The sequence below is a fragment of the Pseudoduganella sp. R-32 genome, from assembly GCF_049913245.1.
Lineage (GTDB): Bacteria > Pseudomonadota > Gammaproteobacteria > Burkholderiales > Burkholderiaceae_D > Rugamonas.
Genome location: NZ_CP183987.1, coordinates 3,048,429 through 3,065,890, shown reverse-complemented (window position 1 = coordinate 3,065,890; position 17,462 = coordinate 3,048,429). Strand labels below are relative to the sequence as shown.

Below are 17,462 nucleotides of genomic sequence, written 5' to 3'. Positions count from 1 at the left end.
ACGTCTGGCGAAGTATAGCACTGAAAAATTCGCGCACGCGAGTCGCAATTCTTATAAAGGAAACAAGAATGCAGAAGAAATGGATTGCCCTGCTGGCCGGCCTGCTGATTGGCAGCGCCGCGGCAGCTGCCGACAACCCTCAAGTATCGATCAAGACCAATGTTGGCGAAATCATCGTTGAACTGGACCAGGAAAAGGCCCCGATTACGACCGCCAACTTCCTCGCCTACGTCAAGAGCGGCTTTTACAAGGATACGATTTTCCACCGCGTGATCGACGGCTTCATGATCCAGGGCGGCGGCTACACGGCCGACCTGAAGACCAAGCAACCGCTGCGCCCCGACATCAAGAGCGAAGAAAAGAACGGCCTGTCCAACCTGGCCTACACCATCTCGATGGCGCGCCACGACTCGCCGAACTCCGCCAATGCGCAATGGTTCATCAACGTAGTGGACAACATCGGCCTGGATTACCCGAACATGAAAGGCCACGGCTATGCCGTCTTCGGTAAAGTCATCCAGGGCAAAGAGACCGTCGACAAGATCAAGGGCGTGCTGGTGGACGACAAGCCAGGCTTCCAGAACATCCCGGTCAACCCGATCGTGATCAAATCGGCCACCGTCCTCAAAAACCGCATCGTACCGCCAGCCCCACCGGCACCGCCGCCAGTTGCCGAGCCTGCACCAGCCCAGGAACCTGCACCGGTTCAGGAACCCACTCCTGTTCCGCAGCCAGAGCCTGTAAAATAACTCTTTTTCAGTAACACAAAAGGACAACAAGATGACCACCATCACCATCACCACCAACAAAGGCACCATCGTTGCCGAGCTGGACGCAGAGAAGGCACCGAAGACCGTTGAGAACTTCCTGCACTACGTGAACGCTGGCCACTACAACAACACCATCTTCCACCGCGTAATCGATGGCTTCATGATCCAGGGCGGCGGTTTCGAGCCAGGCATGAAGCAAAAGCCAACCGACCAGACCGTGGAAAACGAAGCCAAGAACGGCCTGAAGAACGAGCCATACACCCTGGCCATGGCACGCACCTCGGCACCGCACTCCGCCTCCGCACAGTTCTTCATCAACGTGAAGAACAACGGCTTCCTGGATTACCCAGGCCAGGACGGCTGGGGCTACGCCGTATTCGGCAAAGTCACCCAGGGCACCGAAGTCGTGGACGCGATCAAGGGCGTGAAAACCACCCGTTCCGGCATGTTCTCCGACGTTCCAGCGGAAGACATCATCATCGAAAAGATCGAAGCGGCGTAATTTGATTCTCCTCGTATCAGACCTGCATTTGCAGCCGGCGCGGCCGGTGCTGACGGAAGCGTTCCTGCGCTTCCTCGACGAACATGCGCTGGGTGCAAAGCAGCTCTACCTGCTGGGCGATATTTTTGAATATTGGGCAGGCGATGACGACCTGCCCGATCCGTTCCACCAGCAGATCGTGTCCGCCCTGCGCCGCGTAAGCGACGCGGGCGTGCAGCTATTCTGGATCGCGGGCAACCGCGACTTCCTGGTCGGCGAAGCCTTCGCCGCCGCAGCGGGCCTGACCCTGCTGCCCGAAACCTGGGTCATCGACGCCTACGGCCAGCGCATCGTGCTGGTACATGGCGACGCCCAGTGCACGCAAGATGTGAAATACATGGCCTTCCGCGCGCAAGTGCGCCAGCCGGAATGGCAGCGGCAGTTCCTGTCCATGCCTTTGGCCCAGCGCAAGCAGATCATTGCCGGCCTGCGCGAGCAGAGCAAGCAAGGCCACGCCGAGAAATCCTACGAAATCATGGATGTGACGCCCGAAGCGATTGCCGACGTGTTCGCCCAAACCGGCACCGCGATCATGATCCACGGCCACACCCACCGCCCCGCCCTGCACGAAGTCGCCGGCACCCGGCGCTACGTGCTGCCGGACTGGGAGCCAGAATCCACGCCCCCGCGCGGCGGCTGGATCTCCATCGCCACCGACGGCATCATCGTCCGCCACGCTCTCGACGGCACCATACTCTGACGCCATGCACGTCGCCATCCTCACCTTCGACGGCTTCAACGAAATCGACTCGCTGGTGGCGCTTGGCATCCTGAACCGGCACAAGAAACCGGGCTGGAAAGTATCGCTGGCAACGCCAAGCGAACAGGTGACCTCAATGAATGGCGTCACGCTGCACGGCCAGTGCAGCCTGGCCGACGCATGCCAGGCTGACGCGGTACTGGTTGGCAGCGGCATCCGTACCCGCGACATCGCCGCCGATCCCGCGATGATGGCGCTGCTCCAACTCGATCCAAGCCGCCAATTAATTGGCGCGCAATGCTCCGGCGCCCTGCTGCTGGCCCGCCTTGGCCTGCTGACCGGCCTCCCCGCCTGCACCGACTCGACAACCGCCCCGTGGCTGTCCGAAGCAGGTGTGCAGGTACTGCCACAAGCCTTCCACGCCAGCGGCAACATCGCCACGGCCGGCGGCTGCCTCGCCTCCCAATATCTCGCAGCCTGGGTTTTGGCACGCCTTGACGGCCCAGAGTCAGCCCGCGCAGCCCTGCACTATGTCGCCCCCATCGGCGAAAAAGACAGCTACGCCGACCGCGCCCTAAGCCACATCACCCCCTACCTATAAATTCGAAAGTCGGGGTCAGGTCTGGCAATCCGCCAAAAAGCGCACAGCCAAGCTGCACCTATCCGCATCAAGGTAGAAGTCAATGCCGCCATGTACCGCCCGCTCAGGACAGCGAGACGTGGCAGCCAACATGGTCGAGCCCTTCCGCACGCAATCCATAATTGCCATCGATAGGCCATTCGAGGGGAGACATCACCTTCCCCCAGTTATACACATTCCCTCCGCTATCGCGGTAGACCCAGTGCACCAATTTGTCTGCTCTGCTCATGATTCCCAGGATGCCTTGTCCGCCCGGATCGCCGTTGCTGGTGAGGGTTGCCGTTGGTATGCCGCATATCTCCTGCACGTATAGGTCAACGCTTCCGGCGTCAACGCGCATTGGAAATCATTGCTCTCTCCGATTAATCGCTCGCTGCGCACGGCCAAATCGGCCATTTGGATATATCCCTCAACGCCAAGATGCATTAGAGACGAATTGAGTTCCTTGTTCAATGCCTCGAGTCCCGGGATAAAGTCCGCCCGGAACGCGCGCACGTACTTCAGGAACGTCAGTACCTCGACCAGCAGCCCTAACTGGATGGTGCGCGGAGTTTTCGTGTCGATCCGGTTCTGCAACCGTACGTCCGAGGTGTACAGGTGTAACAGGGGCCGGCAAGGTGCATCGCCGCTCCCCAGCTATCCCGCTACGATGTTCGACACATCCGAATATAGGCAGTGTGGGTCCGTTGATTTTCGAATTGCATCCAAAGAAAACATAGACACCAAGGACGTATGGCAGAGCTCCATTATTCCCATTAACTCACTTCGATCGATTTCTTGTTCAACTCTGCATCATGTCGCGCGACAAACACGGTAGGCATGGACGACATGCGCTTCAAGTTCGGAACAAGCTTGACGTCCTCTGGAGATATCACGTCAAACGTGTCGCACTCCCCATCCCAGTATGGGAAGACTTGACGATAGATCTCATTGCCGCCATCGAAGTCAAGCTTCTCTACTTGCGCCAAAAGCGATGGAGGAATCGGTAACTCCTTAAAGTGGGCAAGCACTTCGGGAATGACTTCGTAGCCTTCCTTCTTAACCTGGATCTCACGATCCGTGTACCGGCGGACGAATTCCTCGACCTCAAACTTCGGCAGGAGCTTACCCTGCACGTACATCAGCTCCTGGATGACGAGCAGCTTGAAGTTCAGGTCACTAAATAACTGACTTGCTGCATTGGCCGGAGCCTTACCCGATTCAGGCAATCCAATTAACTGATACAAGGACCTCAATTCGTCGATGTACTCTCCAGAATGCCCGCTATCCACGATCATCTTGGCCAGCCGCTTTGCTTTCTTCGATTTGGTCAACAGGAGGCGCCTGTCCTCATCGGAATCCAAACGATAGAAGAAGGCATGGTCGGCAAATATGTCGAACTGGCTGGCATTCCACTGTCTCGAACTTACTTCAAGCTGTGCCGCAATCTTGTCCAGGTCATCATAGATGAAACTGCCGCCGTCGTTATCCAGCAGGGCCAGCATGATGTCGAAGAACATGCCCTCGTGCTTCTCATGCACGCCAGCGAATAGATAGTGGTTAATCAACTGGCTCAGGATCGTTGCACGCTCGGCGCAATGCTCCAGTAGGGAAAGCGTAATGTTGTTGCCGATATCAGGATTCGCCCGAACGAGTGGCAAGATCAATTCGGCCGCTTCCGCCCGCAGTTCTTCGCTTTGCCCAAGGCCGCCATGGTAGAAGTAAATCTCGAGCAGCATTTCAATCGCGTCGGCACCGGTGCCGGTGCCTGGCTTTACTGGCGAGGTGAAGAGTTTTTCTGTCGAATATGCAGCGATCTTCCTGATCAAAGCCAGGATCCTGGGCGAGTGCTGCCATAGCGCGATATGCAAACAGTTATTCGTCCCTGGAAAGCGGAGATGGTTCTTGTGGAATGAAAAGACCAGTTGGTACCCGACTTGCGCATCACCTGCCTTCGTCCAATCGATGCCCTCCAGTCTTCCGATGATGTCGTCGTACAGACGATTAGCGGCAACCGGGGAAGTCTCGCCAAACGCCAACCATGCCCGATTGACGGCTTTGACCAAATGACCGTATTTGCCTTCGGTCGGCGAAATCTCCTTTACCAGCTTGATGGTTTCGGCAACCACCGACCAACCCTCTTCAGGAGAGTAGCTTTTCAATTCCTGCACGAAATCGTCCAACACCCGGATCATTTGTTTGCTGCGGGTCTGCAGCGCGTACATCAGGTCTTTGTTAATCATGTTTACTTACTTCGCCATCGACTGAATATCGTTGCACAGCTCGCGTAGAACAAGAGCAGCAAACTTGCGCGTGCAATCGATGGTAGCACTGAAGGGCTATCTGTTGCCAATTTTCAATGGTTTTTTTGCAATGCAGTTACTTTGCCAGATGCTTGACATGTTTGCGACATATGTCACATACTAACATCAATCGTCACAGACTCGTTTTGTCATGCTTATCCCTTCTACCCCCGAATTATGCGTACTCAAAGCACTCTGGCGTCAAACGCCTTTGAGTGCGCGCGAAATCCACGAGGCTGTGGAAGAAGATCTGGGCTGGTCGTTCTCATCCACGCGTAAGACGGTGGAACGGATGATGGAGAAACAGATGGTTGCGCAGCACGTCCGCCACGGCGTGCAGGTCTACGAAGCCTTGCTCGACAAGGTGGAAACCCTGGCCGCTTATGCCCATGATTTCGGCACCCGCATCATGGAACTGGAGTCACCGCTGCCAGTCAACATGTTCTCGGGCAGTAAGCTCGTTGATGCCAGCGAACTGGCACAGCTTGAGCAGATGCTGTCCGACTGGCCCGATGAGGATGAAGCAAAGTGAGCGACTTCGACCTACTGTTGATGCGCTTCCTGCTCGCGAGCCTGGGCTGCCTTGCGGCAGGCTTCAGCGTGTGGGCGCTGAGCGCCCTGCTTCGGCGCTTCCTGCCGGCGCTGGCGGCGCAGCGGTCCTTGTGGCTGCTCGGTCAACTCACCGTGCTGGCGACCTTCGCCCTGCTATTGCTGCCGCATAGTGAGCGCGTGCGCTTGATTCCACCGCTCGAAATAGCAACGGAAACCGTGACGCATTACATCACGCCACCCAAAGCGCCACGGCCAACCGATGCGGCAGCGGCGCCGGAACAGAATGAAGGCGGCACGACTCACGCGCGCGGCTGGCTTTTGCATGGCGCGCAGTTCTGGCTGGCCATTTACTTGATTGGGCTGGCGCGGGCGGTCATCAATCTACGCCGTGCGCAGCGCTGGCTGGAACGCCTTGCCGACAGCGGCACCAGGCGCGCCGCCGGGGAAGCGCCAGAACATGCCGACATCATTGAGATCGACGCTCCGATTTCGCCAATGCTGCTTGGGCTGTTGCGCCCTCGCTTGCTGCTGCCGCGCCATCTCGGTGGCTTCGACCAGCTACAGCGCGAGCTGATCGTCGAACACGAGATGACCCACTTGCGGCGGCATGACCTGCAGTGGATGGCTGCCGGTGTCTTGCTGCAGACGCTGTTGTGGTTTAACCCTTTCATGCGGCTTCTGCGCGCAAACCTCACTTGGGCCCAGGAGCTGGGCTGCGACCGTGACGTGTTGCGCGGTCGCCCAGCGTCACAGCGCAAGGCGTATGCCGCCGCCCTCGTAGCCCAGCTCAAACTGCAGCACGTGCCTACACACGGCGCCCTGGCATTCGGCAGTATCGATGCCAACACGCTGACCGAGCGCGTATCGCTGATCCGCACGCCAGGCAACGCGCGCCGTGCCATGTGGGCCCGAGCTGCGACCGTCACGCTACTGCTTGCCATCGGGGCCGGCAATTTCGCCTTGCAGCCGGCGCTGGCCTGGAGCGTCTCGCCTTCCGCGCAGTCGATGGCAGCCCTCGATTGCACCAGCTTTGTCGATGCCGCCACCGGGAAGGCGCTGCTGCGCAAGGGCGATTGCTCGACGCGCATCACGCCTGTTTCAACCTTCAATATCGCCGTCAGCCTGATGGGCTATGACAGCGGCTTCCTGCGCGACCAGCACGCGCCGACCCTGCCTTACCTCGCCAGCTACCATGCCGGCCGGCCCGAATGGCGGCGCGATCTCGATCCGCAAGAATGGATTCGCGTCTCGGCTTCCTGGTATGCACAGCAAGTCACGACACATCTCGGCCGAGAGCGATTCAACCGCTACGTACAGGCCTTTGGCTATGGTAACGGCGATACCAGCGGCGATGCGGGCAAGGACAACGGCCTGACCTGGTCATGGATCGGCTCCTCGCTGCAGATTTCGGCCGACGAGCAGACCACTTTCCTGCGTCGTCTGGTGCGGCGCGAGCTGGGCCTCTCGCCGCTCGCCTATGAGCAGACAGCCGGCCTGTTGAAGGTGAAGGACCTGCCGGGCGGCTGGCAAGTCTTTGGCAAGACCGGCACTGGCGCCCCTCTCGGCCCGGACGGCAAGGACGATTACTCGCGCTCCTACGGCTGGTTCGTAGGCTGGGCCACCAATGGCGAACGCACCATCGTGTTCGCCCGCCTCCTGCAAGACGAGAAAGTTGAGGAAGGCGCTGCCGGACCGCGGCTCAAGGAAGCCTTCCTGAACCAGCTGCCGGCACAACTCAAAGCACTCTAAGGACTACAAAATGAAACGCAAAATCTTCGCCCTGCTTGCAGGGCTGGGCCTCCCTTTGCTCGCGCTTTCTGCAGAACACTGCCTGGCGATGGCCGATGCGGCCACCGGCAAGTGGCTGGTGCACGAGGGCGTGTGCGATAAGCGCCTGCCGCCGATGTCGACCTTCAAGCTACCCATAGCGCTGATGGGCTATGACTCGGGCGTGCTGCGGGACGAGCATTCGCCCGTTCTCCCCTTCAAGCAAGGCTACGTGGACTGGCGTACCGTGTGGCGGCAAGCACATGATCCCAGCTCGTGGATGAAGGAATCCGTCGTCTGGTACTCCCAGCAGCTTACGCTGCAACTGGGCGAAGAGCGCTTCGCCAGCTACGTCAAGCAATTTGGCTACGGCAATGCAGATGTCAGCGGCGATCCGGGCAAGAACAACGGTCTGTCCGAATCGTGGCTAGGCTCTTCGTTGCGCATCTCCCCGGACGAACAAATCGGCTTCCTGCGCCGCGTGCTGAATCGTGAACTCGGCGTCAAGCCGCAAGCCTATGCCATGTCCGCCGCTCTGGTACGGCGCCCTGAACCTGCCGGGGGCTGGCAGGTCTTCGGCAAGACCGGCAGTGGCAAAGACGTTGGCTGGTACGTCGGCTGGATTGAACGCGATGGCAAGCGCATCGTCTTCGCCCAAGCCGGCAGCGCCAGCGGCATGGACGAACGCGATAACTTTTTGGCACGCTTGCCGCAGTTGGTCCCCTAGCGCGTTGCGCCGGGTCTTCTCCTCGCTTGACCTAGATCAAAAATATCTGACTTGCATTGAGAATACGCAGTTCTTTCCAAATTTTTGACCTGCGTCAATTCAATAACATGCATGTAAAACATAAGATTTAGTTGTCAAACGGCGCAATCCCGTGCCGGACAAACCTGTGAGAAGAAAATGAAACCGACCTTGATGTCCAAAGCCATTGCAGCACTGGTGATCGGCGCCGCTACACTAGCGCCAGCTTATGCACAACATGGCCAGCACGGCGGCAGCACAGCCGTCCAGTATCGTCCTGACGTGACCTTTACCCTGCATACCGATATCGCAGACGGTAAGCTGGTCTTCATCAGCGACGCCGGCGAGTCCAAGGGCAAGGTTAACCCGACCTTGCGCGTGCCGGAAGGTGCTGTGGTGCAGATCAACCTGGTCAACGGCGATGGCGCAACCCACGACATTTCGGTGCCCGACTTCAAAGTCAAATCGAACCAGCTGAAAGACAAAGGCGCATCGACCGCCGTCGTGTTCAAGGCTGACAAGAAAGGCGAATTCACCTACATCTGCTCCCTGCCCGGCCACGTGGCGGCAGGCATGATCGGCAAGATTATCGTGGGCGAAGGCGAACTCAAAGCCGCGCCAAAAGGCGCCGATGTTTCGCGCAGCCCACTGGAAGTAGGCACGCCGGTCGGCAAACGCGGCCCGCAAACCGTCAACGTGAAGCTGGATACCACCGAGGTGCTCGGCCAGATGATGGACGGCACCACCTACAAATACTGGACCTTCAACAGCAAGGTTCCAGGCCCGTTCATCCGCGTTCGCGTGGGCGATACCGTGAACGTGGACATGTCCAACGCCAAGGACAGCCACATGATCCACTCGGTTGACTTCCACGCCGTGACCGGCCCTGGCGGCGGTGCGGCCGTGACCCAGGCAGCTCCCGGCAGCACCAAGAGCTTTACCTTCAAGGCCATCAATCCAGGCCTGTACGTGTACCACTGCGCTACCCCGATGGTGGCCCAGCACATCTCCAACGGCATGTACGGCATGATCCTGGTCGAACCTGAAGGCGGCCTGCCGAAAGTGGACCGCGAGTTCTACGTGATGCAGGGCGAGCTGTACACCGCGCAGAAGCACGGCACCCCAGGCGAAGCCGAGTTCTCGCTGGACAAACTGCTGGCCGAACAGCCGGAACACCTGATGTTCAACGGCACCCATGACGCGCTGACCAAGACCCACCGCATGGAAGCCAAGGTTGGCGAAACCGTCCGTATCTTCTTCGGCGTCGGCGGTCCTAACGCAACCTCCAGCTTCCACGTGATCGGCGAAGTGTTCGACCGCGTCTACAGCATGGGCGACCTGACCTCGCCTCCTCTGCAGAACGTGCAGACCACCACCGTGGCGCCAGGCGGTGCAACGATGGTCGAGTTCAAGACCGAGGTGCCGGGACGCTTCATCCTGGTCGACCACGCGCTGTCGCGGATGGAGAAAGGCCTGGTCGGCTTCCTCTACGTGACCGGCAAGGAGAATCCGGAAATCTTCCGGACCACCAGCAAGCCTGACGGTGATTCGGGCCACTGATCCACAGGATTAACACCGACATTACCTTAACCAGGACAGGACCCGCCCAGCGGGTCCTTTTGCCATTTCAGGAGAACCAGATGCCTAGCCCCAAAATCGACCCCCGCGAGTTCCTCAAGCGACTGCCCCTGTTCGCAGACCTGTCGCCGGAGGAGCTGACGCTGGTGGCTGCCGGCACTACCGAACACCACATCCCGCGCGGCAGCGCCGTCTTCCAGCGCGGCGATCCATGCGTCGGCTTCCACATGGTCATCTTCGGCCAGGTGAAGCTCAGCTTCCTGTCCGCCCAGGGCAACGAAAAAATCGTCGAGATCATCGGCCCGGGCCACAGCTTCGGCGAAGCGCTGATGTTCATGGAAAAGCCTTACATCGTCACCGCCCACGCAGTCAGCGACTGCATGCTGCTGCACATTTCCAAGCACACCGTATTTGCCGAACTGGCGCGCAACCCGCAGTTTGCACGCCGCATGCTGGCCGGCATGAGCCGCCGCCTGCACGGCCTGATTTCAGATGTGGAAGCCTATTCGCTGCGCTCCGGCAGCCAGCGGATCATTGGCTATCTGTTGAAGGATGACGATGCGACCGACGGTTCGGAGATTACGCTGGCCGTCAGCAAGAAGCTGCTGGCCTCGCGCCTGAACCTGACCCCGGAATACTTCTCGCGCGTGCTGCACGAGCTGGCCGACCAGGGCATGATTGCCGTGAACGGCCGCCAGATCAAGATTCTTGATTCTGCTCGTTTGCGAGCTTACGAAGGCTGATCGCAGCCAGCGCCAGGTCGAAACCCAGGCGCATGCAGGAAACTGCCAGTACCGCACCTGCCGCCTGGGCAAGCCAGCCAGGTGCGATGGCAGCAGCAAGCAGCATCACCACGCTGGCGGCATGCCAGGCAAACTGCACGCGCGGTTCGCTCTCCGGCATCAACTGGCGCACGCCCGGCACATCGCAGCCTGCATGCTGCCCGTGGTACCACAACAGGAACGGCACGATCTTGTACAGCATGCCGTTCACTGCCGACATGGCAAAGCCACCGATAAACAGCACGCCAAGCACCAGCGCCTTGTCCACGCCGCGCGGGCAAAGGAAGACGGCGACGCTGGCCAGCAGCGAGCCAAGCGAGAGCCACCAATACCAGGTCGATACGTCGGCCGCGCGCTCGCGGCGAAACAGCAGCCCCAGGGTGTACACCGCGAACAGCCCCAGGCAGACGCTCACCAGCCCCGCCCCGATCCATTGCCATGGCGCGTTGAGAAGGTAGCCGGCGGTCCACAGCGCCAAGCCGCCAAGGCATAGCGGCGGCAGCGTGAAGGCAAGCTGGCGCGGAAACAGCTGGGTGGACTGGAACATCGGCACCACCTGGAACACCACGGATACGACCAGCACACCGACCCAGCCCACCAGGGCCCAGGCAGCATGCACATTGGTCCATTCCATCACGCGCAGGCGCACCGCGCCCACCAGGAAGGCCGCCAGCGCCACGCCAATCGTCACGGCGCAGGCCAGTGCCACCACGGCCTGGCGCATGCCCGCCACGACCGGCAATGCGTTCGGCGCCGAGCGCTGCGACAGCGCCCTCGCCAGGACGGCAATAAGAAGAATGAAGGCGCCCGCGAGCAGGATACCAGCCGCGCGCAGGCACCACGGCAACCCATGCAGGAATCCTGCCGCCAGCAGCAGCGCGCCGCCGGCCAGGGCGCCCCAGATCACGGGACCAAGCCGGCGCGCCCAGTGCAGCTCGACGCCGGCAACCACCGGCACCATCTGCAACAGCGAACCGGCCATGGCCATGCCAAGGAAACCGAGCGTCAGCAAATGGGTCACGGCCAGCGTGGCCGGAGCCCAGCGTGTGCTCATTGCGTCGGCGCCCTGCCACAGCAGCAGCAGGCCAGCCAAGGCGCCGAACCATGGCGCCGCCAGCAGGAAGCGCAGCGGCAGCGCCAGCCCGGGCGCATGCTCGAAAGCCAGCTTGCGTTGCATCAGTCGTTCTGGGAAATCAGGATTTCGTAGATATAGTCGTCGCGCATCGTCGTGCGGTAGCGGTAACCGTTCTTCTCGAGGATGCGGTAAAGGGGGACCGGTTCGCGGTCGATGACCATGCGGATGTGCTGGCCGGGCTGCAGCAGGTCGAGCGCTTCCAGTACGCGCTCCATCGGTTCAGGCGGCACCATGCCGCACAGCTCTAACAAAATTTCAGGCGCACTCATGATGGTTCCTTCAGATAAGGTCCGCCAGGGTCTGGCGGTCGAGATGACCGAGGTAAGCCTCGGTCGCCCTGTGCAACCCCTCCTGCAGGCGGCAGGCGCCGGCCAACTGGCAGGTATTGCGCGTGACATTGAAACATTCGACGATCGTAAAGTCGGCTTCGGCCAGGCGCACCACGGCGCCCACCGAAATCGAAGCCGGCGGCTGCGCCAGGCGCAGGCCACCGGCCCGTCCGCGCCAGGTGGCCACCAGCCCGGCCTGGCCGAGCCGGTGAGCCACCTTGCGCAGGTGATGTTCGGAGATGCCGTGTGCCTTGGCGATCTCCTGCACGGTCACCAACCTGCCCTGCTGCCGACCCAGGTACATCAGCAGGCGCAAGGCGTAGTCGGTGTGGCCCGTGAGGCGCATTTGCTTAGTTCTCCAGCGCCACGCCTTCTGCCACGGTCTCTTCCTTCTTCGCCTTGCCGATCAGGCGCAGGGCGAACAGGGCGAGGAACAGGCAGCCAACCGCGAACACGATGTCGCCAGGGACGCGCAGCCATACTGCGGTTTCCATGAAGGTCGAGTGAACGACTTCCGGCGAACGGGCAAACCACATGCCCTTGGTGATCGCAGCCACGGCCTGGTAGATACCGGCAGGGACGAGCGACATGAACACCATCATGGCCAGGCCGATGTTCATGGTCCAGAACATCGAAGCCAGCAGCTTGTCCGACCATGCAAAGCGGTCAACCAGGCCGCGCAGGCAGAACAGCATCAGGCCGATACCCAGCATGCCGTACACACCGAACAGTGCAGCGTGGCCGTGGGCGGCGGTCATGTTCAGGCCTTGCATGTAGTACAGCGCGATCGGGGTGTTGATCGAGAAGCCCAGCAGGCCGGCGCCCACGGTATTCCAGAAGCCGACGGCGATGAAGCACAGGATGGCCCATTTGTAGGCGCCGATCCAGGGCGCCGATTTCGAGCGCTTGTAGTTGCGATACGCTTCCATGCCGATCAGCGACAGCGGAACCACTTCCAGGGCCGAGAACATGGCGCCGATAGCGATCACCGAAGTAGGCGTGCCGGTGAAGTACAGGTGGTGCAAGGTACCCAGGATGCCGCCGAACAGGAACACGATGGTTTCCAGGATGATGGCGCTATTGGCCGAAGCAGCGCGGATCAGGCCCAGGCGGGTGAACAGCAGCGCGATAACAGCGGTTGCGAATACTTCGAAGAAGCCTTCCACCCACAGGTGGACCAGCCACCAGCGCCAGTACTCGATCATCGAGTAGTGCGTGCCCTTGCCCCAGGTCAGGGACGTAGCGTAGAAGCCGCCGATACACAGTGCAGCCAGGAACACCATGGCGATGATGCCGCGGCTTTCCGATGGTTTCTTCAGAGCCGGCCACAGGCCGCGACCGAGCAGGAAGGCCCAGAACAGCAGGCCGACGAACAGCAGGATCTGCCACACACGGCCCATCGAGGTGAACTCGAGGCCCTGGTTACCCAGCCAGAACGAGAAGTCGACGCCCTTGTGTTGCAGGGTGCCCAGCCAGCCGGTGGCGGTCGAACCGACCACGATGAACAGCAGCGCGTAGAACAGTACATCGGTGCCCAGCTTCTGGAATTTCGGCTCGGCGCCGGAAATCGCAGGAGCGATATACAGGCCGGTAGCCAGCCAGGCGGTGGCGATCCACAGCACGGCGAACTGGGTGTGGATGGTGCGGCTGACGGTGAACGGCAGCACGTTGGCCAGCGGAATACCGAAGAAGCTCGAGCCTTCCACCGCAAAGTGCGCGGTGATCACGCCCATGCCGACTTGCGCCAGGATCAGGCCGATCACGACCAGGAAGTACTTCTTGGTGGCCTTCATCGAAGGCGTGGCTTTCAGCGAGAACAGCGGATCGTTCTTCGGCGGCACAGGATCTTCTTCCTCCTTGTGCATACCGTGGTAGAACAGCATGCCGGCGATGGCGCCGATCATCAGGATGATCGAGGCAATCGACCAGATGCCGGCGCCGGCGGTCGGAGTGTTGTCGATCAACGGTTCGTGCGGCCAGTTGCTGGTGTAGCTCAGGCCAACTTCGCCTGGACGGTCGGCGGCGGCGGCCCACGACGACCAGAAGAAGAAGCCGGTCAGCGCAGTGCGGTCGCTAGCTTCAGGCAGCGAATTCGGCGCCATGGCGTACTGTTCGCGCAGCTTGTCGTATTGCTCGGCGTTGCCGAACAGGCCAGCGTAGTGGTTTGCCACGGTGCGCACCGCTTCGGCACGGATGGCCGACAGCTTCACTTCATTGGTGTCGGCGTTGTAGGTGTTGGTGCGCAGCTCTGTCTTCACCAGGGCGTCAACGTGGGCTTTGGCGCCGGCTTCGAGCTGGGCGTAGTCCTTGTTGAAGTTCTTGCGTGCGAACAGGTCTTGCAGCGCGACGGCTTCGCGGTGCAGCCAATCGGCCGACCAGTCAGGCGCCAGGTAGGAACCATGGCCCCAGACGGTGCCCAGTTGCTGGCCGCCAGCGGACAGCCAGGCGCTCTGGCCGTATTTGACCTGGTCAGGCGTGTACAGCACCGCACCGGTGTCGTCAACGACTTGCGCTATTGGAGGCGCTTTCAGGTAAATTTCGCGGCCCACCCAGCCCAGTACCGTAAACGATAGCAGGCAGATAATGGCGAGCCACGTCCATAACTTCTTAGTGGCGTGCATGATAGCTCCTTTTGTGGTGTTTCAAATGTATGTTTTTAGCCAGAATACAGCCGCCACTCGGGCAGCTCACATGATCCAGGTCAAGTCTTGGTCAATGGCCGCCGCAACCGCCGCAGCAAGTGTGGCTGCGCTGTTGCGGCGCCACAGGCGGGTAGCCGTGTTCTTCCAGCAGTTTGCCGAGCTGGGGGACGCTGGTCAGGGAGTCGTCGAAGGCGACTTCAACGTGGGCCGCGCCGGCTGGGGCGTGCACGCCGCGGATGCCGGGGACGGTACGCAGCAGGTCAAGCACGCGGGTGACGTTGGCGGCGTCCAGGGCGGAAGCAAGTTGGAAAGAATGATGCATTTGTAAGTCCTCCTCGGGGTTAGTGTGGGAGGAAGTTTATGGAGTGGCGAAGGGGATGTCCTTGACGCACCTTAAGCAAAAACCGGTAAATCGGTGTCTGACCCGCAGGGTCAGACACCCAACGGTCTGACGGCTGAGGCCTACGCCACCAGCCGCGCCGCAGACAGTGTCTGACCCTGCGGGTCAGACACTGGTTTACCGGTTTTCACCCACACCCGCCCATATAGTGGCACTCAACACACCGCGTACACCCATCCACCTTATGCAGCGCCCGCGCCCCGCACTCCGGGCACTTGCCCGCCGATTTCGTCGGCGCCGCTCCCGCCGCCGTCATCGCCTCGGGCGCCACATGCCCCGTCGACGCGCACCGCAAGGCCAGTTGCGGCACCGGCACCTGGTTGCCAAAAGCATCCAGGAACCCGCGCCGTATCAAAATCCGCTGCAAGGTAAACGCAATCGCCGCCACCTCCGAATCGTGATAAACCGGCACCTGCACCCCATCCTCCCGCGTCAGCAAGCCGCAGCGCACCGGCCCCTTTTCCCAGGCCACCTCGCGCATATCCGCCAGCGCCTTCGCGATCGAACTTCCCGCCCGCGCCGCCATCGACAGCAAGCGCATGGACGACGTAATCCACTGCTGGCCATCGCTACGCTGGTTCGCCGGCATGAAGAACTCAAACGGCCGCTCAATCCGTACCGGCGCCCCATCCAGCATGCCGTCCACGGTGATGAAGCTCACGGTAAGGTAGGCCGACTTCTTGCCCTCCTGCGTCCAGTATTCGACCTTGGAGGTCACCGACTCCAGTTCCCCCAACGGACGCCCATCGAAGCGCTTGCGCAGCGGATCGTCATCAAGCAGCACAGGTGCAACGGCCGCAGAAGCCGCCGCCGGTTCCGGCGCCACGCTCAGCACGCTGCCCGTCACCGTATTCGGACGGAAAGTCGCAAGCCCTTTCAACCCCGCCACCCACGCCTCGGTGTACAGCTCCTTGAAATCCTCATACGGATAATCTTCCGGCACATTCACCGTCTTCGAAATCGCCGTATCGACGAAAGGCTGCACCGCCTCCATCATGCTCACGTGGTCCAGCGCCGCCATATCCAGCGCGGTGACGAACTGCGGCGGCAACTGCCCCATGTCGAAGCCCATGTGGCGGTACAGTCGCCACGCATGGTCCGCCACCTCGTAGGAGCGCGACGAACCATCCGGCATGCGCTTGCGGCGCTGGTAAACCCAGGAGAACGCCGGCTCGATGCCGTTGGAAGCATTGTCCGCAAAGGCCAGCGTAATGGTGCCGGTCGGCGCAATCGACAGCAGGTGCGAGTTGCGGATGCCATGCCTTGCAATCGCCTCCCGCAAGGCGCCCGGCAAGCGGCGCACGAACGCGCCCTCAAGGTACTGCTCCTTGTCGAAGAACGGGAAAGCGCCCTTCTCCTGCGCCAACGCCACCGAGGCCGTATAAGCTGCGTCGCGCAAGGCCTCGGCAATGCTGGCCGCCATTGCGCGGCCGCTTTCGGAGTCATAGCGCATGCCCAGCATCACCAATGCGCTGCCAAGGCCAAGGAAGCCCAGGCCGATGCGGCGCTTGGCCGCCCCCTCGTCCGCTTGCTGCGGCAGCGGCCACTGGGTCGCATCCAGGGCCAGGTCCAGCATGCGCACCGCGATGCCAGCCACCTGGCGCATCGCCTCGTAATCGAAGCTCGCGCGATCGGTGAAAGGATGCTGCACAAAGCAGGTCAGGTTGAGCGAACCCAGGTCGCAGCAGCCATAGCCAGGCAGCGGCTGTTCGCCGCAAGGATTGGTGGCGCGCAGGGTCTCGCAGTAATACAGGTTGTTCTCGGCGTTGATGCGGTCCACGAACAGAACGCCCGGCTCGGCGTGGTCGTAGGTGGAACTCATCACCTTGTCCCACAGTTCGCGCGCCGGCACGCGGCGATACACCCAAAGGCCATCCTCGCGCCGGTATGCCCCGGCAGCCAGGTCTTCATCGCCCGGTTCGACCTTGTGCACCAGTTCGAACCCGGAATCGGCAGCCAACGCCCGCATGAAGGCGTCCGTCACGCCGATCGACAGGTTGAAGTTGCGGAAGCCCCCATCATCCTTTGCGGCGATAAAGCGCTCGATATCCGGATGGTCGATGCGCAGCACGCCCATTTGGGCGCCGCGCCGCGCGCCAGCCGATTCCACTGTCTTGCAGGAAGCGTCGAACACGTCCATGTACGACACCGGGCCGGAAGCACGCGATTGGGTGCCCTTCACCTTGGCCCCGGCCGGACGGATGGCGCTGAAATCGTAGCCCACGCCGCCGCCGCGGCGCATCGTCTCCGCCGCTTCCGCCACCGCGGTGTAGATGCCGGGCAGGCCATCGTCCTCGCCGGTCACCGAATCGCCCACCGGCTGCACGAAGCAGTTCATCAGGGTCGCCTTCAGCCCCAGGCCAACGGCAGAATTGATGCGTCCCGCGGGCACGAAGCCATTCTCCTGCGCCCACAGGAATTTTTCTTCAAGTTCGGTGCGCAGTTCCGGCGCCTCCAGCGCGGCGAGCGCGCGCGCTACGCGGCGGCGGACGTCGATGATGTCCTGCTCATCCCCTTTCGCGTATTTTTCGCGCAGCACGTCCAGCGAGATTTCCTGGGGCGGCATGGGGTTGCCGAACATTTTTTCGTTTGCATTCAT

At 61.1% G+C, this 17,462-nt stretch carries 18 protein-coding genes and 1 pseudogene; 10 read left to right on the top strand and 9 right to left on the bottom strand.

Annotated features, from left to right (window positions below):
• Positions 1-68: 68 nt before the first annotated feature.
• From ACN9MU_RS14175 to ACN9MU_RS14160, 4 genes are read left to right on the top strand one after another with little or no spacing between them, the layout of a single operon-like run.
• The gene (locus tag ACN9MU_RS14175; RefSeq protein WP_426323093.1) at positions 69-749 is read left to right on the top strand and encodes a peptidylprolyl isomerase; all 681 of its coding nucleotides are present in this window, start codon (positions 69-71) and stop codon (positions 747-749) included.
• A 31-nt stretch (positions 750-780) separates the two neighbouring features.
• Positions 781-1,272 carry a peptidylprolyl isomerase gene (locus tag ACN9MU_RS14170; protein ID WP_426171501.1) on the top strand — a complete coding sequence of 164 codons (492 nt, stop codon included), beginning with the start codon at positions 781-783 and terminating at the stop codon, positions 1,270-1,272.
• A 1-nt stretch (position 1,273) separates the two neighbouring features.
• Complete coding sequence (locus ACN9MU_RS14165) at positions 1,274-2,011, top strand: UDP-2,3-diacylglucosamine diphosphatase (RefSeq protein ID WP_426323090.1); 738 nt, start codon at positions 1,274-1,276, stop codon at positions 2,009-2,011.
• Positions 2,012-2,015: 4 nt separating this feature from the next.
• Complete coding sequence (locus ACN9MU_RS14160) at positions 2,016-2,612, top strand: DJ-1/PfpI family protein (RefSeq protein WP_426171497.1); 597 nt, start codon at positions 2,016-2,018, stop codon at positions 2,610-2,612.
• A gap of 103 nt (positions 2,613-2,715) precedes the next feature.
• On the opposite strand, the gene ACN9MU_RS14155 is transcribed toward ACN9MU_RS14160, so the two are convergent.
• The 3 genes from ACN9MU_RS14155 to ACN9MU_RS14145 all read right to left on the bottom strand — a co-directional run bounded on the left by ACN9MU_RS14155 (position 2,716) and on the right by ACN9MU_RS14145 (position 4,873).
• Positions 2,716-2,880 carry a hypothetical protein gene (locus ACN9MU_RS14155; RefSeq protein WP_426323088.1) on the bottom strand — a complete coding sequence of 55 codons (165 nt, stop codon included), beginning with the start codon at positions 2,878-2,880 and terminating at the stop codon, positions 2,716-2,718.
• On the bottom strand, positions 2,877-3,227 hold the full coding sequence (locus tag ACN9MU_RS14150) for a hypothetical protein (RefSeq protein ID WP_426337485.1): 351 nt from the start codon (positions 3,225-3,227) through the stop codon (positions 2,877-2,879). Before ACN9MU_RS14150 ends, ACN9MU_RS14155 begins: the two co-directional genes overlap by 4 nt.
• A gap of 179 nt (positions 3,228-3,406) precedes the next feature.
• Entirely contained in the window at positions 3,407-4,873 is a 1,467-nt protein-coding gene (locus ACN9MU_RS14145; RefSeq protein WP_426171493.1) for a DUF6892 domain-containing protein, read from the bottom strand.
• Positions 4,874-5,084: 211 nt separating this feature from the next.
• Between ACN9MU_RS14145 and ACN9MU_RS14140 the strand changes: the two genes are divergently transcribed.
• The 6 genes and pseudogenes from ACN9MU_RS14140 to ACN9MU_RS14115 all read left to right on the top strand — a co-directional run bounded on the left by ACN9MU_RS14140 (position 5,085) and on the right by ACN9MU_RS14115 (position 10,318).
• Positions 5,085-5,465, top strand: a complete 381-nt coding sequence (locus ACN9MU_RS14140) for a BlaI/MecI/CopY family transcriptional regulator (RefSeq protein WP_426323084.1) — start codon at positions 5,085-5,087, stop codon at positions 5,463-5,465.
• Positions 5,466-5,485: 20 nt separating this feature from the next.
• Positions 5,486-6,346: pseudogene (locus ACN9MU_RS14135) on the top strand (M56 family metallopeptidase); the annotation flags it as partial.
• Positions 6,347-6,490: 144 nt separating this feature from the next.
• Positions 6,491-7,234: a class D beta-lactamase gene (blaOXA, locus tag ACN9MU_RS14130; RefSeq protein WP_426323752.1), complete on the top strand. Its 744-nt coding sequence runs from the start codon at positions 6,491-6,493 to the stop codon at positions 7,232-7,234.
• Between the two features lie 10 nt (positions 7,235-7,244).
• Positions 7,245-7,979 carry a class D beta-lactamase gene (gene blaOXA / locus ACN9MU_RS14125; protein ID WP_426323082.1) on the top strand — a complete coding sequence of 245 codons (735 nt, stop codon included), beginning with the start codon at positions 7,245-7,247 and terminating at the stop codon, positions 7,977-7,979.
• 177 nt (positions 7,980-8,156) lie between these two features.
• Positions 8,157-9,557, top strand: coding sequence for a copper-containing nitrite reductase (gene nirK / locus ACN9MU_RS14120; protein ID WP_426323080.1), 1,401 nt, complete (start codon positions 8,157-8,159; stop codon positions 9,555-9,557).
• An 80-nt stretch (positions 9,558-9,637) separates the two neighbouring features.
• Complete coding sequence (locus ACN9MU_RS14115; RefSeq protein ID WP_426171485.1) at positions 9,638-10,318, top strand: Crp/Fnr family transcriptional regulator; 681 nt, start codon at positions 9,638-9,640, stop codon at positions 10,316-10,318.
• Here ACN9MU_RS14115 and ACN9MU_RS14110 read toward each other — a convergent pair.
• From ACN9MU_RS14110 to ACN9MU_RS14085, 6 genes are all read right to left on the bottom strand, one after another.
• Positions 10,275-11,534 carry a permease gene (locus tag ACN9MU_RS14110; RefSeq protein WP_426344753.1) on the bottom strand — a complete coding sequence of 420 codons (1,260 nt, stop codon included), beginning with the start codon at positions 11,532-11,534 and terminating at the stop codon, positions 10,275-10,277. The genes ACN9MU_RS14115 and ACN9MU_RS14110 overlap by 44 nt on opposite strands.
• Positions 11,534-11,761 (bottom strand): DUF2249 domain-containing protein, encoded by a 228-nt coding sequence (locus ACN9MU_RS14105; RefSeq protein WP_426323076.1) that lies wholly within the window; start codon positions 11,759-11,761, stop codon positions 11,534-11,536. Before ACN9MU_RS14105 ends, ACN9MU_RS14110 begins: the two co-directional genes overlap by 1 nt.
• A 10-nt stretch (positions 11,762-11,771) precedes the next feature.
• Positions 11,772-12,167 (bottom strand): RrF2 family transcriptional regulator, encoded by a 396-nt coding sequence (locus ACN9MU_RS14100; RefSeq protein ID WP_426323074.1) that lies wholly within the window; start codon positions 12,165-12,167, stop codon positions 11,772-11,774.
• Between the two features lie 4 nt (positions 12,168-12,171).
• Complete coding sequence (locus tag ACN9MU_RS14095; RefSeq protein WP_426323072.1) at positions 12,172-14,442, bottom strand: nitric-oxide reductase large subunit; 2,271 nt, start codon at positions 14,440-14,442, stop codon at positions 12,172-12,174.
• Between the two features lie 91 nt (positions 14,443-14,533).
• Positions 14,534-14,785, bottom strand: coding sequence for a hypothetical protein (locus ACN9MU_RS14090; RefSeq protein WP_426171475.1), 252 nt, complete (start codon positions 14,783-14,785; stop codon positions 14,534-14,536).
• A 205-nt stretch (positions 14,786-14,990) separates the two neighbouring features.
• Positions 14,991-17,462: an adenosylcobalamin-dependent ribonucleoside-diphosphate reductase gene (locus tag ACN9MU_RS14085; RefSeq protein WP_426171473.1), complete on the bottom strand. Its 2,472-nt coding sequence runs from the start codon at positions 17,460-17,462 to the stop codon at positions 14,991-14,993.